Origin of the sequence: Bacillus sp. ISL-78, from assembly GCF_018613455.1 — a bacterium.
GTDB lineage: Bacteria > Bacillota > Bacilli > Bacillales > DSM-1321 > Peribacillus > Peribacillus frigoritolerans.
In genome coordinates this window covers 231,955-246,835 of the sequence record NZ_JAGGQC010000004.1, presented here as the reverse complement: position 1 = coordinate 246,835, position 14,881 = coordinate 231,955, and the positions used below count along the sequence as shown (strand labels likewise).

At 37.9% G+C, this 14,881-nt stretch carries 13 protein-coding genes; 2 read left to right on the top strand and 11 right to left on the bottom strand.

Features of this window, described 5'->3' with window-relative positions; translation table 11 throughout:
• Positions 1–93: 93 nt before the first annotated feature.
• On the bottom strand, positions 94–849 hold the full coding sequence (locus J7I96_RS06725; RefSeq protein WP_214922716.1) for a hypothetical protein: 756 nt from the start codon (positions 847–849) through the stop codon (positions 94–96).
• Between the two features lie 313 nt (positions 850–1,162).
• On the opposite strand from J7I96_RS06725, the gene J7I96_RS06720 reads away from it, so the two are divergent.
• Together J7I96_RS06720 and J7I96_RS06715 are read left to right on the top strand one after the other, a co-directional pair.
• Positions 1,163–1,609, top strand: a complete 447-nt coding sequence (locus J7I96_RS06720; RefSeq protein WP_214922718.1) for a hypothetical protein — start codon at positions 1,163–1,165, stop codon at positions 1,607–1,609.
• A gap of 42 nt (positions 1,610–1,651) precedes the next feature.
• The gene (locus J7I96_RS06715) at positions 1,652–1,900 is read left to right on the top strand and encodes a hypothetical protein (RefSeq protein ID WP_214922720.1); all 249 of its coding nucleotides are present in this window, start codon (positions 1,652–1,654) and stop codon (positions 1,898–1,900) included.
• 82 nt (positions 1,901–1,982) lie between these two features.
• Here the strand turns inward: J7I96_RS06715 and J7I96_RS06710 are convergent, their stop codons facing one another.
• From J7I96_RS06710 to J7I96_RS06665, 10 genes are all read right to left on the bottom strand, one after another.
• On the bottom strand, positions 1,983–2,348 hold the full coding sequence (locus tag J7I96_RS06710; protein WP_214922721.1) for a type II toxin-antitoxin system RnlB family antitoxin: 366 nt from the start codon (positions 2,346–2,348) through the stop codon (positions 1,983–1,985).
• 29 nt (positions 2,349–2,377) lie between these two features.
• The gene (locus tag J7I96_RS28590) at positions 2,378–3,823 is read right to left on the bottom strand and encodes a ribonuclease H1 domain-containing protein (RefSeq protein WP_214922723.1); all 1,446 of its coding nucleotides are present in this window, start codon (positions 3,821–3,823) and stop codon (positions 2,378–2,380) included.
• Between the two features lie 146 nt (positions 3,824–3,969).
• The gene (locus J7I96_RS06700; RefSeq protein ID WP_214922725.1) at positions 3,970–5,115 is read right to left on the bottom strand and encodes a peptidoglycan-binding protein; all 1,146 of its coding nucleotides are present in this window, start codon (positions 5,113–5,115) and stop codon (positions 3,970–3,972) included.
• A gap of 91 nt (positions 5,116–5,206) precedes the next feature.
• On the bottom strand, positions 5,207–5,668 hold the full coding sequence (locus J7I96_RS06695) for a CBO0543 family protein (protein ID WP_214922727.1): 462 nt from the start codon (positions 5,666–5,668) through the stop codon (positions 5,207–5,209).
• Positions 5,669–5,757: 89 nt separating this feature from the next.
• A complete protein-coding gene (locus tag J7I96_RS06690; RefSeq protein WP_098175300.1) occupies positions 5,758–6,003 on the bottom strand; it encodes a phage holin in 246 nt (81 codons plus the stop codon).
• A 1-nt stretch (position 6,004) separates the two neighbouring features.
• The gene (locus J7I96_RS06685; RefSeq protein ID WP_214922729.1) at positions 6,005–6,310 is read right to left on the bottom strand and encodes a hypothetical protein; all 306 of its coding nucleotides are present in this window, start codon (positions 6,308–6,310) and stop codon (positions 6,005–6,007) included.
• Between the two features lie 83 nt (positions 6,311–6,393).
• A complete protein-coding gene (locus J7I96_RS06680; protein WP_214922731.1) occupies positions 6,394–6,825 on the bottom strand; it encodes a hypothetical protein in 432 nt (143 codons plus the stop codon).
• A gap of 54 nt (positions 6,826–6,879) precedes the next feature.
• On the bottom strand, positions 6,880–10,728 hold the full coding sequence (locus tag J7I96_RS28360) for a collagen-like domain-containing protein (protein WP_214922733.1): 3,849 nt from the start codon (positions 10,726–10,728) through the stop codon (positions 6,880–6,882).
• An 82-nt stretch (positions 10,729–10,810) separates the two neighbouring features.
• The gene (locus J7I96_RS06670) at positions 10,811–13,168 is read right to left on the bottom strand and encodes a phage baseplate protein (protein ID WP_214922734.1); all 2,358 of its coding nucleotides are present in this window, start codon (positions 13,166–13,168) and stop codon (positions 10,811–10,813) included.
• A 14-nt stretch (positions 13,169–13,182) separates the two neighbouring features.
• On the bottom strand, positions 13,183–14,874 hold the full coding sequence (locus J7I96_RS06665) for a distal tail protein Dit (RefSeq protein ID WP_214922736.1): 1,692 nt from the start codon (positions 14,872–14,874) through the stop codon (positions 13,183–13,185).
• Positions 14,875–14,881 lie beyond the last annotated feature (7 nt).

Genomic DNA, 14,881 nt, shown 5'->3' with positions numbered 1-14,881 from the left:
ACGATCTTCACAATAATAAATACCACTACAATAAGAATAATGATATCAATTATACCATTTACTATATTAATACTGTGCAATATCTTCCACTCCTTAAAATGCGTATTTATTAAATGTACCAGTTTTAGTAGCAACTTGTACATACGCATCAGTATGTGTGTAAACGACTGCTACTCCAGTATATTTAACTGTTTTATCCATATTCCATGTAGTTTGTGTTTTTGTAGTACTAGTAGTTCCACCATTGTAGACCAAACCGAAACGGGTTCCGCCTCCTCCTATGGCCCCATAAGCAGAATTAGTAACTCCAAGTTTGATGCTATTAACTTTTGACCCGCCCGAAGTAATTACTGCTTTAGTTTTCCCTCTGTAACTATTATTCACTAATCCTATTTTAACATAAACTGTTCCTGTGAATTTAACTGTAACACCATATGCTGTTTTAGTTTTACTAAAAGACTCACTATTTGAATTACCAAATCTCAGAGACATAGCTTGGATACCATTGTTTGTTTCAGTATCATCAACTGACGCGGTACTTGGAGCATATACCCTTACAAATTCAGTATCCTCTTCAGAAAACGGTTCTTGTATCTCATATGTAGAATTAATTTGTGCAAATCTCTCTCTAATTTGTTCCTCTGATAAATTTTTGTTAACTTCATGTTGAATTTCAGATTGTTCAATTGGTTCAAATGATGTACCTTCTTCGACTTTAGTATCATCAGATCCATCGATAATCTCAGCTTTTTCTTCAGCAAAAACTTTAGAAGTTAATTGTGAGGATACTCCAATTACTAAGAGCAGAGACAAAAGTAAAGCACCAAATCTTTTAATATTTTTATACATATAAATCCCCCTATAGTTAAATTATTACACAATAGGAAATATTACCATTATATTTACTGAATTGAAAGGTTTTTTTACCAAAATATTTTCTTGAAAAAACAATTCAAAAATACAATATTATCTTTAAAGACTTACAAGAGTTCTTGTCTGATATCCTCCATAAAAGCATTAATAATTTAACAACACCTAAAGCAACATCACAACAAATTTCCAACTGGATAAATATGAGAAACTACCCTACAATTTATAAGTGTTTTAATTAGCTAAATTATTAGGTGTGAAGGTCGATGATTTATATGAGGAGGATGACGAATTGAGAAAAATTATATTTCCTATTGTCCTAGCTATATCTTTATTGGGTGGATGCAGTCATGGAAAAGTCACCAGTATTGGGAAAGACAGTAGGTACGATAAACTGGAAGTGATAATTGCAGAAATTAAAAAAGAAGAAGAAGAGACTAAAAGAAAAGAAATCATTAAAGCACAGAAATTAAAAGAAGAAGAACAAGAACGAATAATTGCGGAAAGGAAAGCAAAAGAAGAGGCTGAAAGAAAAGAACGTGAGAGAATTGCAGAAAAGAACCGACAGGCCCAATTAGCAGCAGCTCAACAAAAACAAACTAAATCAAATGATTTGAATGGTGATGGTTTTATTGATCAATATGAATGGTCGAAAATGAGCAGTGGAGAACAAAAACAGTGGACCAAAGATCTTACAGAATGCGTAGACTCAGGTAAGGATGATTGTGAAAGGGAATAATATTACTTGATTTAACTAAATAAACTGAAAAGAGCAAAATGAATGAACATAAATATCAAGGTTTACTTACATTCAAAAGGAACGAGGTTCTTACAAAGTGGCAGCATCTCTGTTCCTAATTTAGATTTTAAAAAGGATCCAGATTGGACAGCTGCTATTGCGGCATACAAGTGGATTGAGGAAATTAAAATTAACTTCGCTGCTAGTGAGGATTTCCGGATAGATCAGGTGATTTATAACGAAGATATTGATATTACGGATTTAGTTAAGAAGGTTAAGCCTATAATTTAATCGCTCCTTCATCTTGAAGGAACAAATAAAAAAAGCCCCTCTTAATTATCCAGAAGGGCTTTATTATAGTTAATCTTTAATTTTATATCCCTACGCCTCTACTTATGAGTTTTTTCTGTATACTCGTAAGAATTGAATTATTTATTATCTCAGGAAAATCTCCAAGCGATTTGGCAACAATTTCCCTAATCTCATCTTGTTTACCTATACAAGCGGTATGAGCAGATGACCAATCAAGATCTCCATTCATCGCTAACACTTCTATAAATCGATCACTAACATTACCTGCATGAAATAATGTATCAATAAGAACTTTACCATGCATATTAATATTATTTACTTTTTGGTTTAATTCTTTTTTTATCTCATGGAGGGATTCGTGAGTTTGAATTATAATGCAAGCATCGTACTTATGCTGGTTTAGCTCAATTACATTAAATTTGCTCATGATATCCTCCTCCCTTACTAAATTATATCCTAATTTGTTATAAAATAACCATCAATTAATTTTAAAGTATCTGTAATCATAAGCTTCCAATGGTTTTTATCTAATATTCTGGTGGTATCATTATTAGGGTTTTCATAATAATCCCAATGGAATAGTGTATTTCTGTGTTTATTGTAATAATCATAAACACTGTTAATATATCTGATCTTATTTGGAGAACCTATATTTACATTATATTTTTCATCTAACTTATATGTTCGTGAAGTTTTATCTTTTTTGACAAATACATTAAAAGATCTATCGCAAACGATATTATGTTTCCTTAATATTAATTTCAGGAAACCTTCTAAAGCTCTTAAGGCAGGAAAAGATAAATGAGTGTGATCGTACATATCTCCTTCTAAATGGAGATTATAAATTGACTGTTTAAGCGAATTGTTAAGTTTAGGAGAGAATTCCATTCGTTTATTTGGCAAATAGGTAATAAACTCAGTCTCAACAAATTCTTTATTAACTTCTATATTATAAAATGGATTAAAAACATCGAAAATTTGATCACTTTCTACTAACTCTAATACATACGCTGAAAGTACATTAAATAATCTCTCTTGTTTTCCTTGGATCATTAGTTTTCGTTTACTTGTGTAGTATACTACTACTAATCTCTCTTTTTCAAATACTATTTGCCAGTTAACAGTGTCGGCTATTTCTGTCTTTTTAATAGCTATATTCTCAAAATCTTCTTTTAACAAATCTAAAATAATCTCTAAATTATCCATTTTTATTGGTTCAACAACTATATAATTATCACCAACACGTGGTTTCTCACCTATACCTAGTGCTTGTTTAGCCAATTTATCTACTGTCTCATTATTTGGGTCCCCCGAATGACCTTTAACCCACTGAAAACTTATTTTTATTTCATCTTTATACTTTGACATGAATTCAAGATAATTAATCGCAACATATGACTTGGCTTTCCAATCTCCAATATACCACTTTGCAATACCTTCATAATCATGAAAAATTTCAATATCCCTATAGCCTAACTCTTTTACTTTTTTTACTGCCATCATTGTGCCTAGCAATTCACCCGCAACATTACGTGAAACCAACGCCTGCTGATCGTCCCTATACCCGAAATCTTCAATTTTTTCTCCATTTGGCAATATTAACAGCATTCCATAGGAATATCTTTTCAGGTCATCACTATAACTACCGTCCACATAAGCTAAAACTTTATCATTTTCATTTTCGCTAATTCTTATAGGTTTTTTTGTATTACTTTCCTCATATGTTTTTTCTGCTTTTTCTGCCTTTTCTACTTCTAAAAATCTCTGTGCCTCTTCTAGAGACTGAAACGATTTATAAACTGCACCGCTATAACCATCTACTGCTTCTTTACAAGCATTCCATGTATCAAAAATACCTGTCACTTTACCTTTACGAACCGCATAAACTTTCTTCTTTGCCACAAAATCACACACCTTTCAACTAAAAACAATATACCATTTTATCTATTTATTGTTAATTACTTTTAAATCAGGAGAAATAGCTTATTGTGTTGACTATTTACTATTTGGTATAATTCTCATCTTGATTATGAAAAAGAATCCTGATTTTACCTAAACAATGCTTCAAAAGTAGACTTGCCTGACATGCCATCCACAATCAAGCCATTCGCTTTTTGAAATGCTCTAATTTTTTTTTCGGTCCCCTTACCAAAAATGCCATTCACGTCAACAGTGTCATAACCATGTATGTACATCATGGCTTGAAAAATATATGTGATATTTCCTTTTGCCCCTTTATTGAGAGCTACGATTGCCCCCTTTGTCTTTGGCCCCCATTTACCATCCACAACAAGCTTTTTATTGAACTGTTTATTAAGTTCTGTTTGTAGGGCTTTGATAAGCGCTGTTTTAGTTTTAGGACCTTTAATCCCATCCACATCAAGACCGGCTTTATACCGGCTATTTAATGTTTTTTGAATGGATCTGATTGTTTCATCTCCACTGTTCAAAGTTTCGTCATCCTCTTCTATATCTGGTTGAACAATAACATCTTTAGCATTTCCAAAATTGATTTTCTGACCAATTTTTAATTTAGTTGGATCTATACCAGGATTCGCTTTAATTAAATCTTTAACTTGAACACCGCCTGTTCCATCCTTATGTGCAATGCTCCATAAAGTATCGCCTTCTTGGATTGTATAAACATTAGGAGCCGGTGCTGGTTTGGCTGGAGTTTTTGAACCTTTCCAATCAAAAGCATCTCTGTAGTTATATTGACAACATGCTTTCCAACTATAACCTGGCATTTCATTATGGGCCTTATCATATTTCCCAATCCCATCTTTAACAAGTGCAGCGTGAAGTTCTGCGATACTTGCAAGAGTAGCTTCATCCATAGTGTCATACCGATAATCACCAGCAACACAGATTCCAAGCGAGAACTGATTGCTATTCCCCACATGGTAGGTCCACCGGTTAATGTCATTTGCATATACAATCCTTGCCCTCTTACCATTCGGTGTATTAATTAGATTCTTAGGCTCTATAACAAACGCATAGCCACATCCAGGCCAACCGAGTGTATTTACATGGTAAGCTGCAAAGCTTGCAGCATCAGATCCACCCAAATCTTTCTTTGTTAAGGAATGGTGCCAAACTCGGTGGGTAATTGCTTTTGTGCGTTTTGAATAAGTGCCTTTGGATATTAATTTACCCCTTTTATCAACCAATTGAGGAAGTTTAGTAAAATTCATTTTCCATCGTCTCCTTTAAATTTTAAATGGTATTCTTATTTTCGGATCAACAAAAAAACGCCCCTATAAGGCGTTTTGTGTTCCATTTTCATTAATGCATCTGTTTGTTAAATGAAAAATATTTCAAAACTAATTTGTAATAACCATAAATCGTTAAATAGGATATCCCATAACTTACTGCTGTCCAATATATATTCCAACCATTTAGGTAATCTAATTTACCTAGTATTACTAATAATAGTTCAATGAAACTTGTACCTAAGGTAAAGACTAAAAAAGTAATTAGGAAAGGCATTTTTTTATAATAGATTACACATATATATAAACAGCTCAGTATTGGAAAGAGCCCTATATCATAAGGAAGCGAGGGGAACGATAATTCTACAAAATCCTCATTCATCTTCCAAAAATAATTAAATCCAATTTTGTTTATTAAAAAAGCTATGGCAGCGCCAACCGGGTAAATAATAATGAAAATCCTTGTCTGATTTCTAACTAAATAAACTCCTAGGATCCATGGGAAAATAAAACCAACGATTGTATGAAAAAACATATCCCACCCCTCCCTTATTAAATCTAATACAATATCTTTCCCCAAAAATCACAATAAACATACCTAAAAATAACCACCCGATGGGCAGCTTATTTTAATCCATTTTTTTTCAAGACTTCTTCTTGTTTTTGAGCTTTCTTAGTCACTAAATATTGATTCTTATATACTCCATATAAAGCAAACCCAAGAGGGACAGCAGCAGTAAGGAAGTTAATAAATGAGTTGATTGTATTTTCATTGAACCATTCAACCTGATAACCTAGCGATTGAAAAAATAAAAGCAGTGCCCCGAGAGCACCGCCAATCATTGCTACATATTGTTTTGTTTTATCCATTTCAAAATTCCCCTTTGTTTTCGATTTTATCAATTCGTTTATGAGCTTGTTTCACACTCTCTTCATTTCGAATTACTCTTTCTGATAATGCAGTCCAACGTTGATCACTTGCTTTAAAATCAATCCTAATTGAATCTACTGATAGACCAATGTTATCTAACTTTGTTTTGATGATTGCTGATTCTGTAGCATCAGTTTTAACGTCCTTATCTCTATTTCTGTTAAATGTGAAAAATCCTATAATTAGCCCACCGACAGTGCAAATGAGGCCAATTACTGAGATTAAAACCCCGATTCCTATTTCCAAGGATATCTCTCCTTGCCGATTTTATTTTTTGTATAAAAAAAGACCCTTTATTGGTCCTTTGCATAACTTACTTATCCTTCTATTTACTGTTCTTCTAGATCTTCCTCATCTACCCTAAAGGCTTCACATAGGTAATCAAAAGCATCAGCTTCTTTGCCACCAATTTCCTCGTCATAATTAGATAAGATTTCCTTAACCGTTTTAATCATTTCCCTGTTTCCTTCACCTTCAATAAATATTTCTTCCTCCAATAATTCTTGCTGTTCTTTTCTAAATTTAAATACATCATTAACATCAAAATTACCTTGTTCATTCCTTTTAGGGTTTCCTTCTTCATCTACACCAGTATATTCTTTAAGTAATTCAACCTCATTTTCACCTAACTCTTTAACCTTCTCGTTTAAAATCCTTACCAATTTAGATCTATGACGAGATTGTTTACCTCTTAAATTCATTCCATATAATAATTCCACACTTGATTGAAGATACATATTCTTGATTAATACTTGTTTCATTTGTTGTTTCCTCCTAGGAAATATTTAATTTTAATTGGCCTAAAAACTTCTTGTTCAAGCTGATGATTTCAATTGTGCAATTTCATTTTTCAATAAAGCGATCTCTTCCTTATGTTCACGAACAATAGGGATAAGCAAAGTCCAAAGACGGTCATACATAAGACCCTCTACTTCACGGGTTCCGTCTTCCTTGAATTCGCCGTATGAAGCATATTCCGGAAGCCCTACCGCTATTACATCTTCGGCAATAAGCCCCGGAACCCTCGATAGTGCAGGAATATCAACCTCGTCCCAATCCACTACTTCCCCTGCCTGTTCGGATGTCAGTGTATCTGCATAGGCTTCTGTAGCTGATTTGTCATACCACGTTTTAGGGTTAAGGTTCAATATCTTGTACGGATCTACCGCCGATTCCTCAATTTCAAGCTTATACTTGGTGGCAGAAGTTGCGCGTCCCAGCACTCCGTTACTTGTTACGTACATATTAGCAGCATAGGAATAAGTACGGTTATACACGTCCACCGACTGAATGAATGGGCTTGTAGCATCCGAACTTACATGTAATTCCGAACCCCCGACGGTGTTTTTTAAAGACAACCTACCTTCAGCTTCATAGCTTCCGCCACTCCCTTGAATCCTGAATAGGGTACCAGTGGCGTATATGTTACCTGTCGTACCGATTGTAGCCCGTCGAACTCCGTTATTAACGAATTGTATCGGTCCTGTAGCGTTCGAAAGGTCGTCAGGCGAACTTACTATTTTCCAGTTGTTAGTAGCGTCTACCCATTCTATACCTTCGCCACCGCCTGAGTCTGCTATCGTAAGATGGCTTACGTTTGATATGTTATGGTTATTCATATCTAAACCATCGTTAACGTGCATAGTGATTGAGCCTTGGCCTTTTCCGTCATACCAAGACGTATACATAGGGTCTATATAGGTATTGTACATAGTGGTGCCGTCTAGCTTTTGTCTTTCTAGGTTTACCCATCCACCGAAGAAAGAGTAGCCCTTCCATGCTTGCTTAGTGTGCGTTGAGTTAACCGTTAAAAACCCGTTCTCTAGCTTTGCTGTAACAGGTATGTTTGATTCTGATTCGTCGAACGTAGTCCCATTACTTGTTATAGAGCCGGAAAACGTACCTGTAGCGCCGTCTAGCGCCCCTTTTAACGTTACGTTTCCGCGGGAGTCTACTATGAATTTCCCCCCTGCTAAGTTCATAGTTACCCCTGTAATATCCCCAGCTGTAACAGTGCCGATATTGGCAGATAAGGCAGAAAGTGAACCAATATTAGCTTTAACTGTTTGTACAACATCAGCAGTTATTTTCCCACCGTCAATCAGTGTTGTTCCTGTCTTAACCCAGCCATTAACTAGCAATCCATTTTCAAAACCGTATTTCTCACCGTCTGTAGCTGGCCGTACTTTAACGGAATCGAATTGAATTGTCTTAGCAGCAACCGTTCTAAATCCGGCCCAGCCACCCATAGGAAAGATCGTATACCCGGTATAACCAGCAGGGGAAGATCCATACGGGAGTTTAACAATTTCGGTAATTGTGTACCATTTATTAAGCACAGGTGAAGCAACGTAATTCTTGAAATCTATTTTCGTATCACTATCGGCAGTAGCTTCCATTCTCAAAAGAACACCCGCACCGTCAATAGTTCCTGAAGTTAACTTAAAGGTAGTTTCTACATATACGTACTGACTGTAAGCTACATTTGTTACCAGCTTATTCATGTAGACTTCAGCCCCAGCACCGACAACCCACTGGACAGCATTTCCAGAGGAATTATCAGAAGCTACCTTTGTAGGTGCTACCCCAGCTTGTCCCGAATAGCCCGTAGGTAAAGTTCCGGTCCAATCTAGGAAGTTACTATTTTTACCGAATAAAATAGCTTCATCAGCTTCCGGACCTCTAGCACCTGTATCCCCTTTAGGCCCCTGGCTTCCAGTTTGTCCAGCTGGTCCCTGTGGTCCTGTAGGTCCCGCACTTCCTTGTGGTCCTGTAGGTCCAGTAGCCCCAGTAGCCCCAGTATTTCCGGTAGGTCCCTGTGGCCCCGTAGAACCAGTAGGCCCCTGCGGTCCTTGAATCAATGCCCATGTATAATCTGCTACATTTGTGGACTCTGTTTGTGTTGTCTTGTTGTACGCTATACCTATATACGTTTTTCCGGTAGGGCTATCTGAAATCGTACCGCCCGTACTTGAAGTACCGTACTTTATCCAGGTATACGTAGGCTGTCCATTAGGTCCGATTGGTCCGGGGATACCTTGATTTCCTTGTGGGCCTTGTGGTCCAGTGCTTCCTGTTTCACCCTTTGTATCCAAGATATGCGGGGAATATTCGGAAGCCAGTAGTCCAGGTTCTATCTTAACCTTTGATGCCCACATTTTACCGTTACGAGAAAGCCATACTCTAGCATGACACTTAACTGTATTAGCTGGTGCAACAATGCCTTCAAGTGTAAGTCTTTGCCATTTGTCTAAAATGGAAAGGGATGACGGTTTCCCGAAGGAACCAGTTCTGCTATTGTTAGAATCAAAGAATAGGATTTCAAGTGTCGGTGGACTAGAATCAATTCCGTGACCAGTGGGAATATACACTTCAGCACTTGCAGAGTAAGGCTTTCCTACTTCTGCGGGTGGGGTAATGGTTGGGGTAGCCGAACGCCATCCGTCACCTGTTAGCCCTGTGATATCATGCTTGATAGTTACGATTCCATCATTTAGAAAGGTGGTGTCCCGTGTAACACCTGCGGATAGGGTAAAGTAGTCTGAATTATTCACAAAGCCCGTATTCCGCAGCATATTCCAAGTGAAAGAATTACCCTCTATCAAACTCCAAGAATAATCCGCGTAATTGCTGGACTCTGTGGCTGTAGTTTTGTTGTAAGCTATACCCATCCACTTCTTACCTGTAGGTGAATCACTCATACCGGATGTGCTTGAATCTGCATATTTAATCCAGGTATATAACTGAACCCCGTCCGCACCTTTAGGGCCTTGGACTCCTTGGCTTCCTTGCGGTCCAGTAGCACCTGTATCACCTTTATCCCCTTTAATGAGAACCCATGTGTACTTAGCCGGGTCTGTAGAATCAGCAGCCGTATTGTCTGTGTACGTACCAATGTAGGTTTTTCCTGTAGCTACCGTAGTAGAAAACCCTGCTGTTCCCGTAGAGTTGGTAGCATAAGCAGTATGGAAATAAGGCGTTAATCCATCAGCACCTTTAGGGCCTTGAATGCCCTGGCTGCCATCAGCCCCTTTTATTAACGTCCATTTATACTTAGTTGGGTCTGTAGAATCTGTAGCGATCGTATCTACATAAATACCAATATAAGTTTTCCCTGCAGAATCACTTACTGAAAAGCCAGTACTTCCTGTAGGACTCGTAGAATAGGCAATATGAGTATAAGAAGAAACACCATTAGCACCAGTAGCCCCTTTAATTCCCTGGTCTCCTTTTTCACCTTGGATTCCCTGTAAACCAGTAGGCCCCTGCTCGCCTTTTACTTTTATCCATGTATATTTATTAAAATCGGTGCTATCAGTCTGTAAAAAGTCCACATACGTTCCCATATAGTCTTTCCCATTTGGGTCTTGCGAAAATCCCGTTCCGTTTGCATCGTCCGCATACGCAATGTGTAAATAGGTGGTAGATCCGTCTTGCCCTGGCTGTCCGGGGGTTCCTTGGTCTCCTTTTAATCCTTGCACTTCCACCCATACGCCATTTACGTATTGTTGAACAGGTGGATAAGCGCCATCTATACCGCTATAAATCCAAAAATCTCCTTCTGTCGCGCCGGTCGGTACGGTTGACTCACGAAAAATTGTATTTTTTAAAGAAACGTCAAGTGCATTTCTAGTAAATGAAGCGTCTACCGTTCCTACTATCATAAAAAACATCCTTTCTATAAATTAAAAAAGTCCTAAGCTCCAAAAGGGCTTAAGACTTTTCTTAGTAATATACCTGGTTTAACTATTCCGCTCTGATCGTTTCTTTTGCTCTATATAAAACATTGTTTCTCCGACTCCAGTCTTCTACTTCGTGGGAAAAGGCAAAACCTTGTAAAATCCACTTCGTACCGTCTTGATCATAATAATAATTAACCGTTTCGGCTTCGTGGTGGTCGTCTTCTGCCGTTATTGTGCCTTCTGTAAAGCTATAGTTTATTTTATAAACTAATGAACGACTGCGGACATCTACACAATATAAAGTAGGCATATCCCCGTTAGAAATATTTCCGTTTGACCCTCCATAGGTCACATACAAATAAGGAAAATCTAAAGCAGCACTTTGATAAACTTGGTTAGCAGAAACGCCGAAGTCGGCAGCCGTTAAAGAATATAAGATTTTATAGATTCCCGCGTCCATATCGGCTTTTCTTGCAATTTTAAAACTCACTTTTTCACTAAAGCCTTTCGCTAATAAGTAATAACCGTTTTTATTGTCTAAATTAAACCGGGTATCTACAGCGTAAATGATTTTAATTGAGCTATCACCCCATTTAAGCAGCTTTCCCGCTGTATAAGGGAACTTGACTAAGCACCCCTTATTTTCGGCCACATTTTTAAATTGAGAATATATATATACTTTTCCGCTTTCGACTTTTAGGCCGAAATGTGAGCCATGCCCGCCATTTTTACATACCATTCTATCTAAAATGGTTCCGCTTAAATCAGTACGAGTTATAGAGAAGCTTTCCCCGGCTGCAATGTCCGCGTCTGTTACTAAAGATCCTCTATAACCTTGCGTCCAATAGATATGATTGTTTATTGTGTCTATGGCTGCATATTGTGCCACACTGTAATTAAAATCTGTGTCACCTGGGTTCGGTTCATTTTGAAGACGACAAAAGAAAGCAAAGTCTTTTTCTTCGGCAAAAATGACCGGCTTTTTTGTTTCGTCGTTCACACTACAACGGATTGTATAAGTTGCTACTTCGTTGCCTACCTCTATTATGTTCCCTACTCCTGCGTGTGCTTCTTCCCATTCCTCTACATGGGCGCCTTCATTGTCTAGCATTTCCCATACAAAACCTTCTTTTGGTATTTGGGCCGTTATATTGTCCAGGCCTTCAAATACGCGAATGATAAGGCGTTTCTTTTCGCTGTTGCTGCTAAAGTCCAAACCATCAGGCGTAAACATTTCAATTTTCCAACTTGTCTTTGCTTGTGCAGCCTGTAGGGCCTGAGAAGCCAGGGCTTGAAGTTTCCATATCTCGTTAGGGGTTACAGTGTTTATGGTGACGAATTCACCAAATACGACGTTATCTGCTGAGCTGTCGGCCTGGCTAAAATTCGTTTCTAATACGCGGGCCGTAACGGTTAAAGGTGGATTCATTTCATTATCTATAACCGCAATTTGATCGCCTAAACCTGGCAGGAAATCCAATAAAGCTACGTCTACGCTATACGTATATTTAGGGTGGTTATATGTTTTCATTTGCTCTTTACCCCATGTTAAAAGGCCTTCGGGTCTTATAATATCCTCATTTACTATAAATCCTTCTAAATAGGCGTTTCCGTTGTTATATTTGTCGTTTGCTTCTTCATCTACAATAAAAGGCAGATATTCATAATTATTAGATCCTGGGACTTTAACTGCATTTACACTGGTAATAGTAGCGCGTTCACCCTTTGCATTTTGACCGCCAAATACATACAATTTTGTATAAAATTCTAAATTCGATTTGGTTCGGGTTGCTCCTTTTAGATTTTGCCGAAACTCAAAACGCTGGCCTGTTACTTCTCCTAGTCGATCAGTAAAAAAGACGCGCTTTTCTATAATGTTCCCTTTTGAAATTAAAGCGTATGCTTCTAATTCGATAGAAAAGTCTTTTGTTGCATTATCTAAAGCAGCCTGGGCTTTCCCTTCGCTTACTGTATAAGATTTTTTCCCACCATTAAAGAAGTCGTTAAACTCGTCTAATATCCAGCCGCTACGCTGAAAAATATAGCTGATAACATCTTTAGAGCTTGCGGCCGTCCAGGTCTTCCCGTCTATAAAAGTATGGTTTAATTTCCAAGCTAAAGAATTAATAGCTTCCACCTTTTTTAAATGGCCCAGGCCGTTTATAACGTCGCTTTTATCATAAATAGTAAATAGTTTAAAACGTTCGTTACTGTCTGCAATAAGTAGCTGCGTTCCTGTGTCTAATAGATCCGTTTCCTCATAACCATAGGGAACATCAAGCGTTAAAGTCTCGGCCCATATCTTGCCACTTTCGTCTGCTATTTTAGTGCTATGCACATCGTTATAAAAAGGGCAGGCCCCGGCACTGTTATTATCTAAATATCCTATAATTTTATCTTCGCTATCTAAAATATAAATCATCTGTTTTCCACCCCTTAATTATAACGCGGGCTATAATCCAGCCACCAACTAGCGCCGCTACCTGGTTCGGGGCTTACTGTAAAGCTTCTAGGGATACCGCCGTCCATGGTAAAAAATTCGCTTCCAATGTATAGATTCTCTAAAAATAAAGATCCATTTCGATAGACTTTATTTTCTTCGCAATTAATGACAATTTCATCCCCGGCCCTTGCTACTATTTCTACCGTATTTCCTAAAATCTCATAGACTTTTAAATCCGTTAAAGCTGCGGGGTTCGATTTGTATTTCACACCTTTAGAATCTTCGGTTATATCATATTTACCTATATAAACAGCTACGGCCGCTATCTCGTCGCCAAATTTATTTGAGCTATCCGTATACGTTCCACTCCATTTCTTTCCTGTCGGTTTGCCGTTACTTGAGCATTTTTGGAAGGTAGCCGAGTATTTATTTCCTACCTTTTGAAACGTACATACTCCATAAAAACCGGTAAACGTGTTTTCGTCTAAATCCTGGGGCAAAGCCATAGTTTTAGTGACAACTTTTGTTACCGCCTTTTTATTTTTGCCTTTCCCTGTCGTGGTTTTAATCGTCCCTTTGTATTTGATCATTTTCTTTTTATTAGATCCGTTCTTCGTTCTTTTTACGCTGCCGTCGTTGTTGCTGTTGTAAACAGACTTTTGGACGCCGTTAGAATCGTATCCTATTTGAGCGCTTGCCAAGACCTCATAACTATTTTCGGCATCTTTTAACATGATCTTGCCTACCCGCCGGCCTTCACTATCCAATAAATACAGCTCTATTTTATTCATAGCGCGGGCATAACCTTTTTTAAGGTATAGACGGGCTTCGACTTTCCAATCTTTGAGCGCTTTAGAAAACCATTGCTGCCGAGCTGGCCCATGCCATTTTTTAGACACGTTAGCCCCAAAATAATCCGCGTTATCTTTTAAGGCCACTCTTAAGGCTTGGCCCGTTGTCCTCATATCGCTATCGCTAGCGATCACGCCGTTTTCAATATTAAATGTAAGGTTAGCAGCCGTTAATTTTGTCCAGCTCGCCAGGGTGTTACATGCATCGTTTAAAATTCTGGGCTTATTATTGATTGGCTTGTCCTGGTTTTCCTGGTCAAAGCCAGCGCCTAAATATATATAACTGTCATCGTCTGAAGCTATAGCAATAGAATCTGTTTCGGCTGTAGGAACAACCGTAAAAATAGGGTAGGTTGTTGTATTTCCACCGGGCGTAATAACATGGGTTTGTTTGGTTAAAATTTCTTCTACCTTTTCGCCCAGGGCCACCCCTTCTGAAGATGAAAACTTAATAGAGAATAAAACGCTGTTATCTGTCTGGCTTACTCGCTGCGGTTCGCTCACTTCTACCGGGTGAACATACCAAACTACCTCGCTTTCATCTGAAAAGATTAAGGGGTATTCGTCGCCGTCTCCTGTTTGTGTAAAAAGGTTGGCTAACTCCCGCATTTTTAAAACTCTATCGCGTTCGCTACTGGCTTCTAAAAGAACGTCAATCGTAAATAGTTTGGATCCGAAGGAAAGACCCTCGTATATAGTGCCGAACATGCCAGGAATTGTTGTGGTTTGCTCGGTTGTTTCTGCTAGGATATTCCTTTTTATGTCCACTACCATTAAACCTAAGTCGCTGCGGCTGTCGAAGCCACAATAATTAAATTTGGTTTCAATACTCATTTGTTAA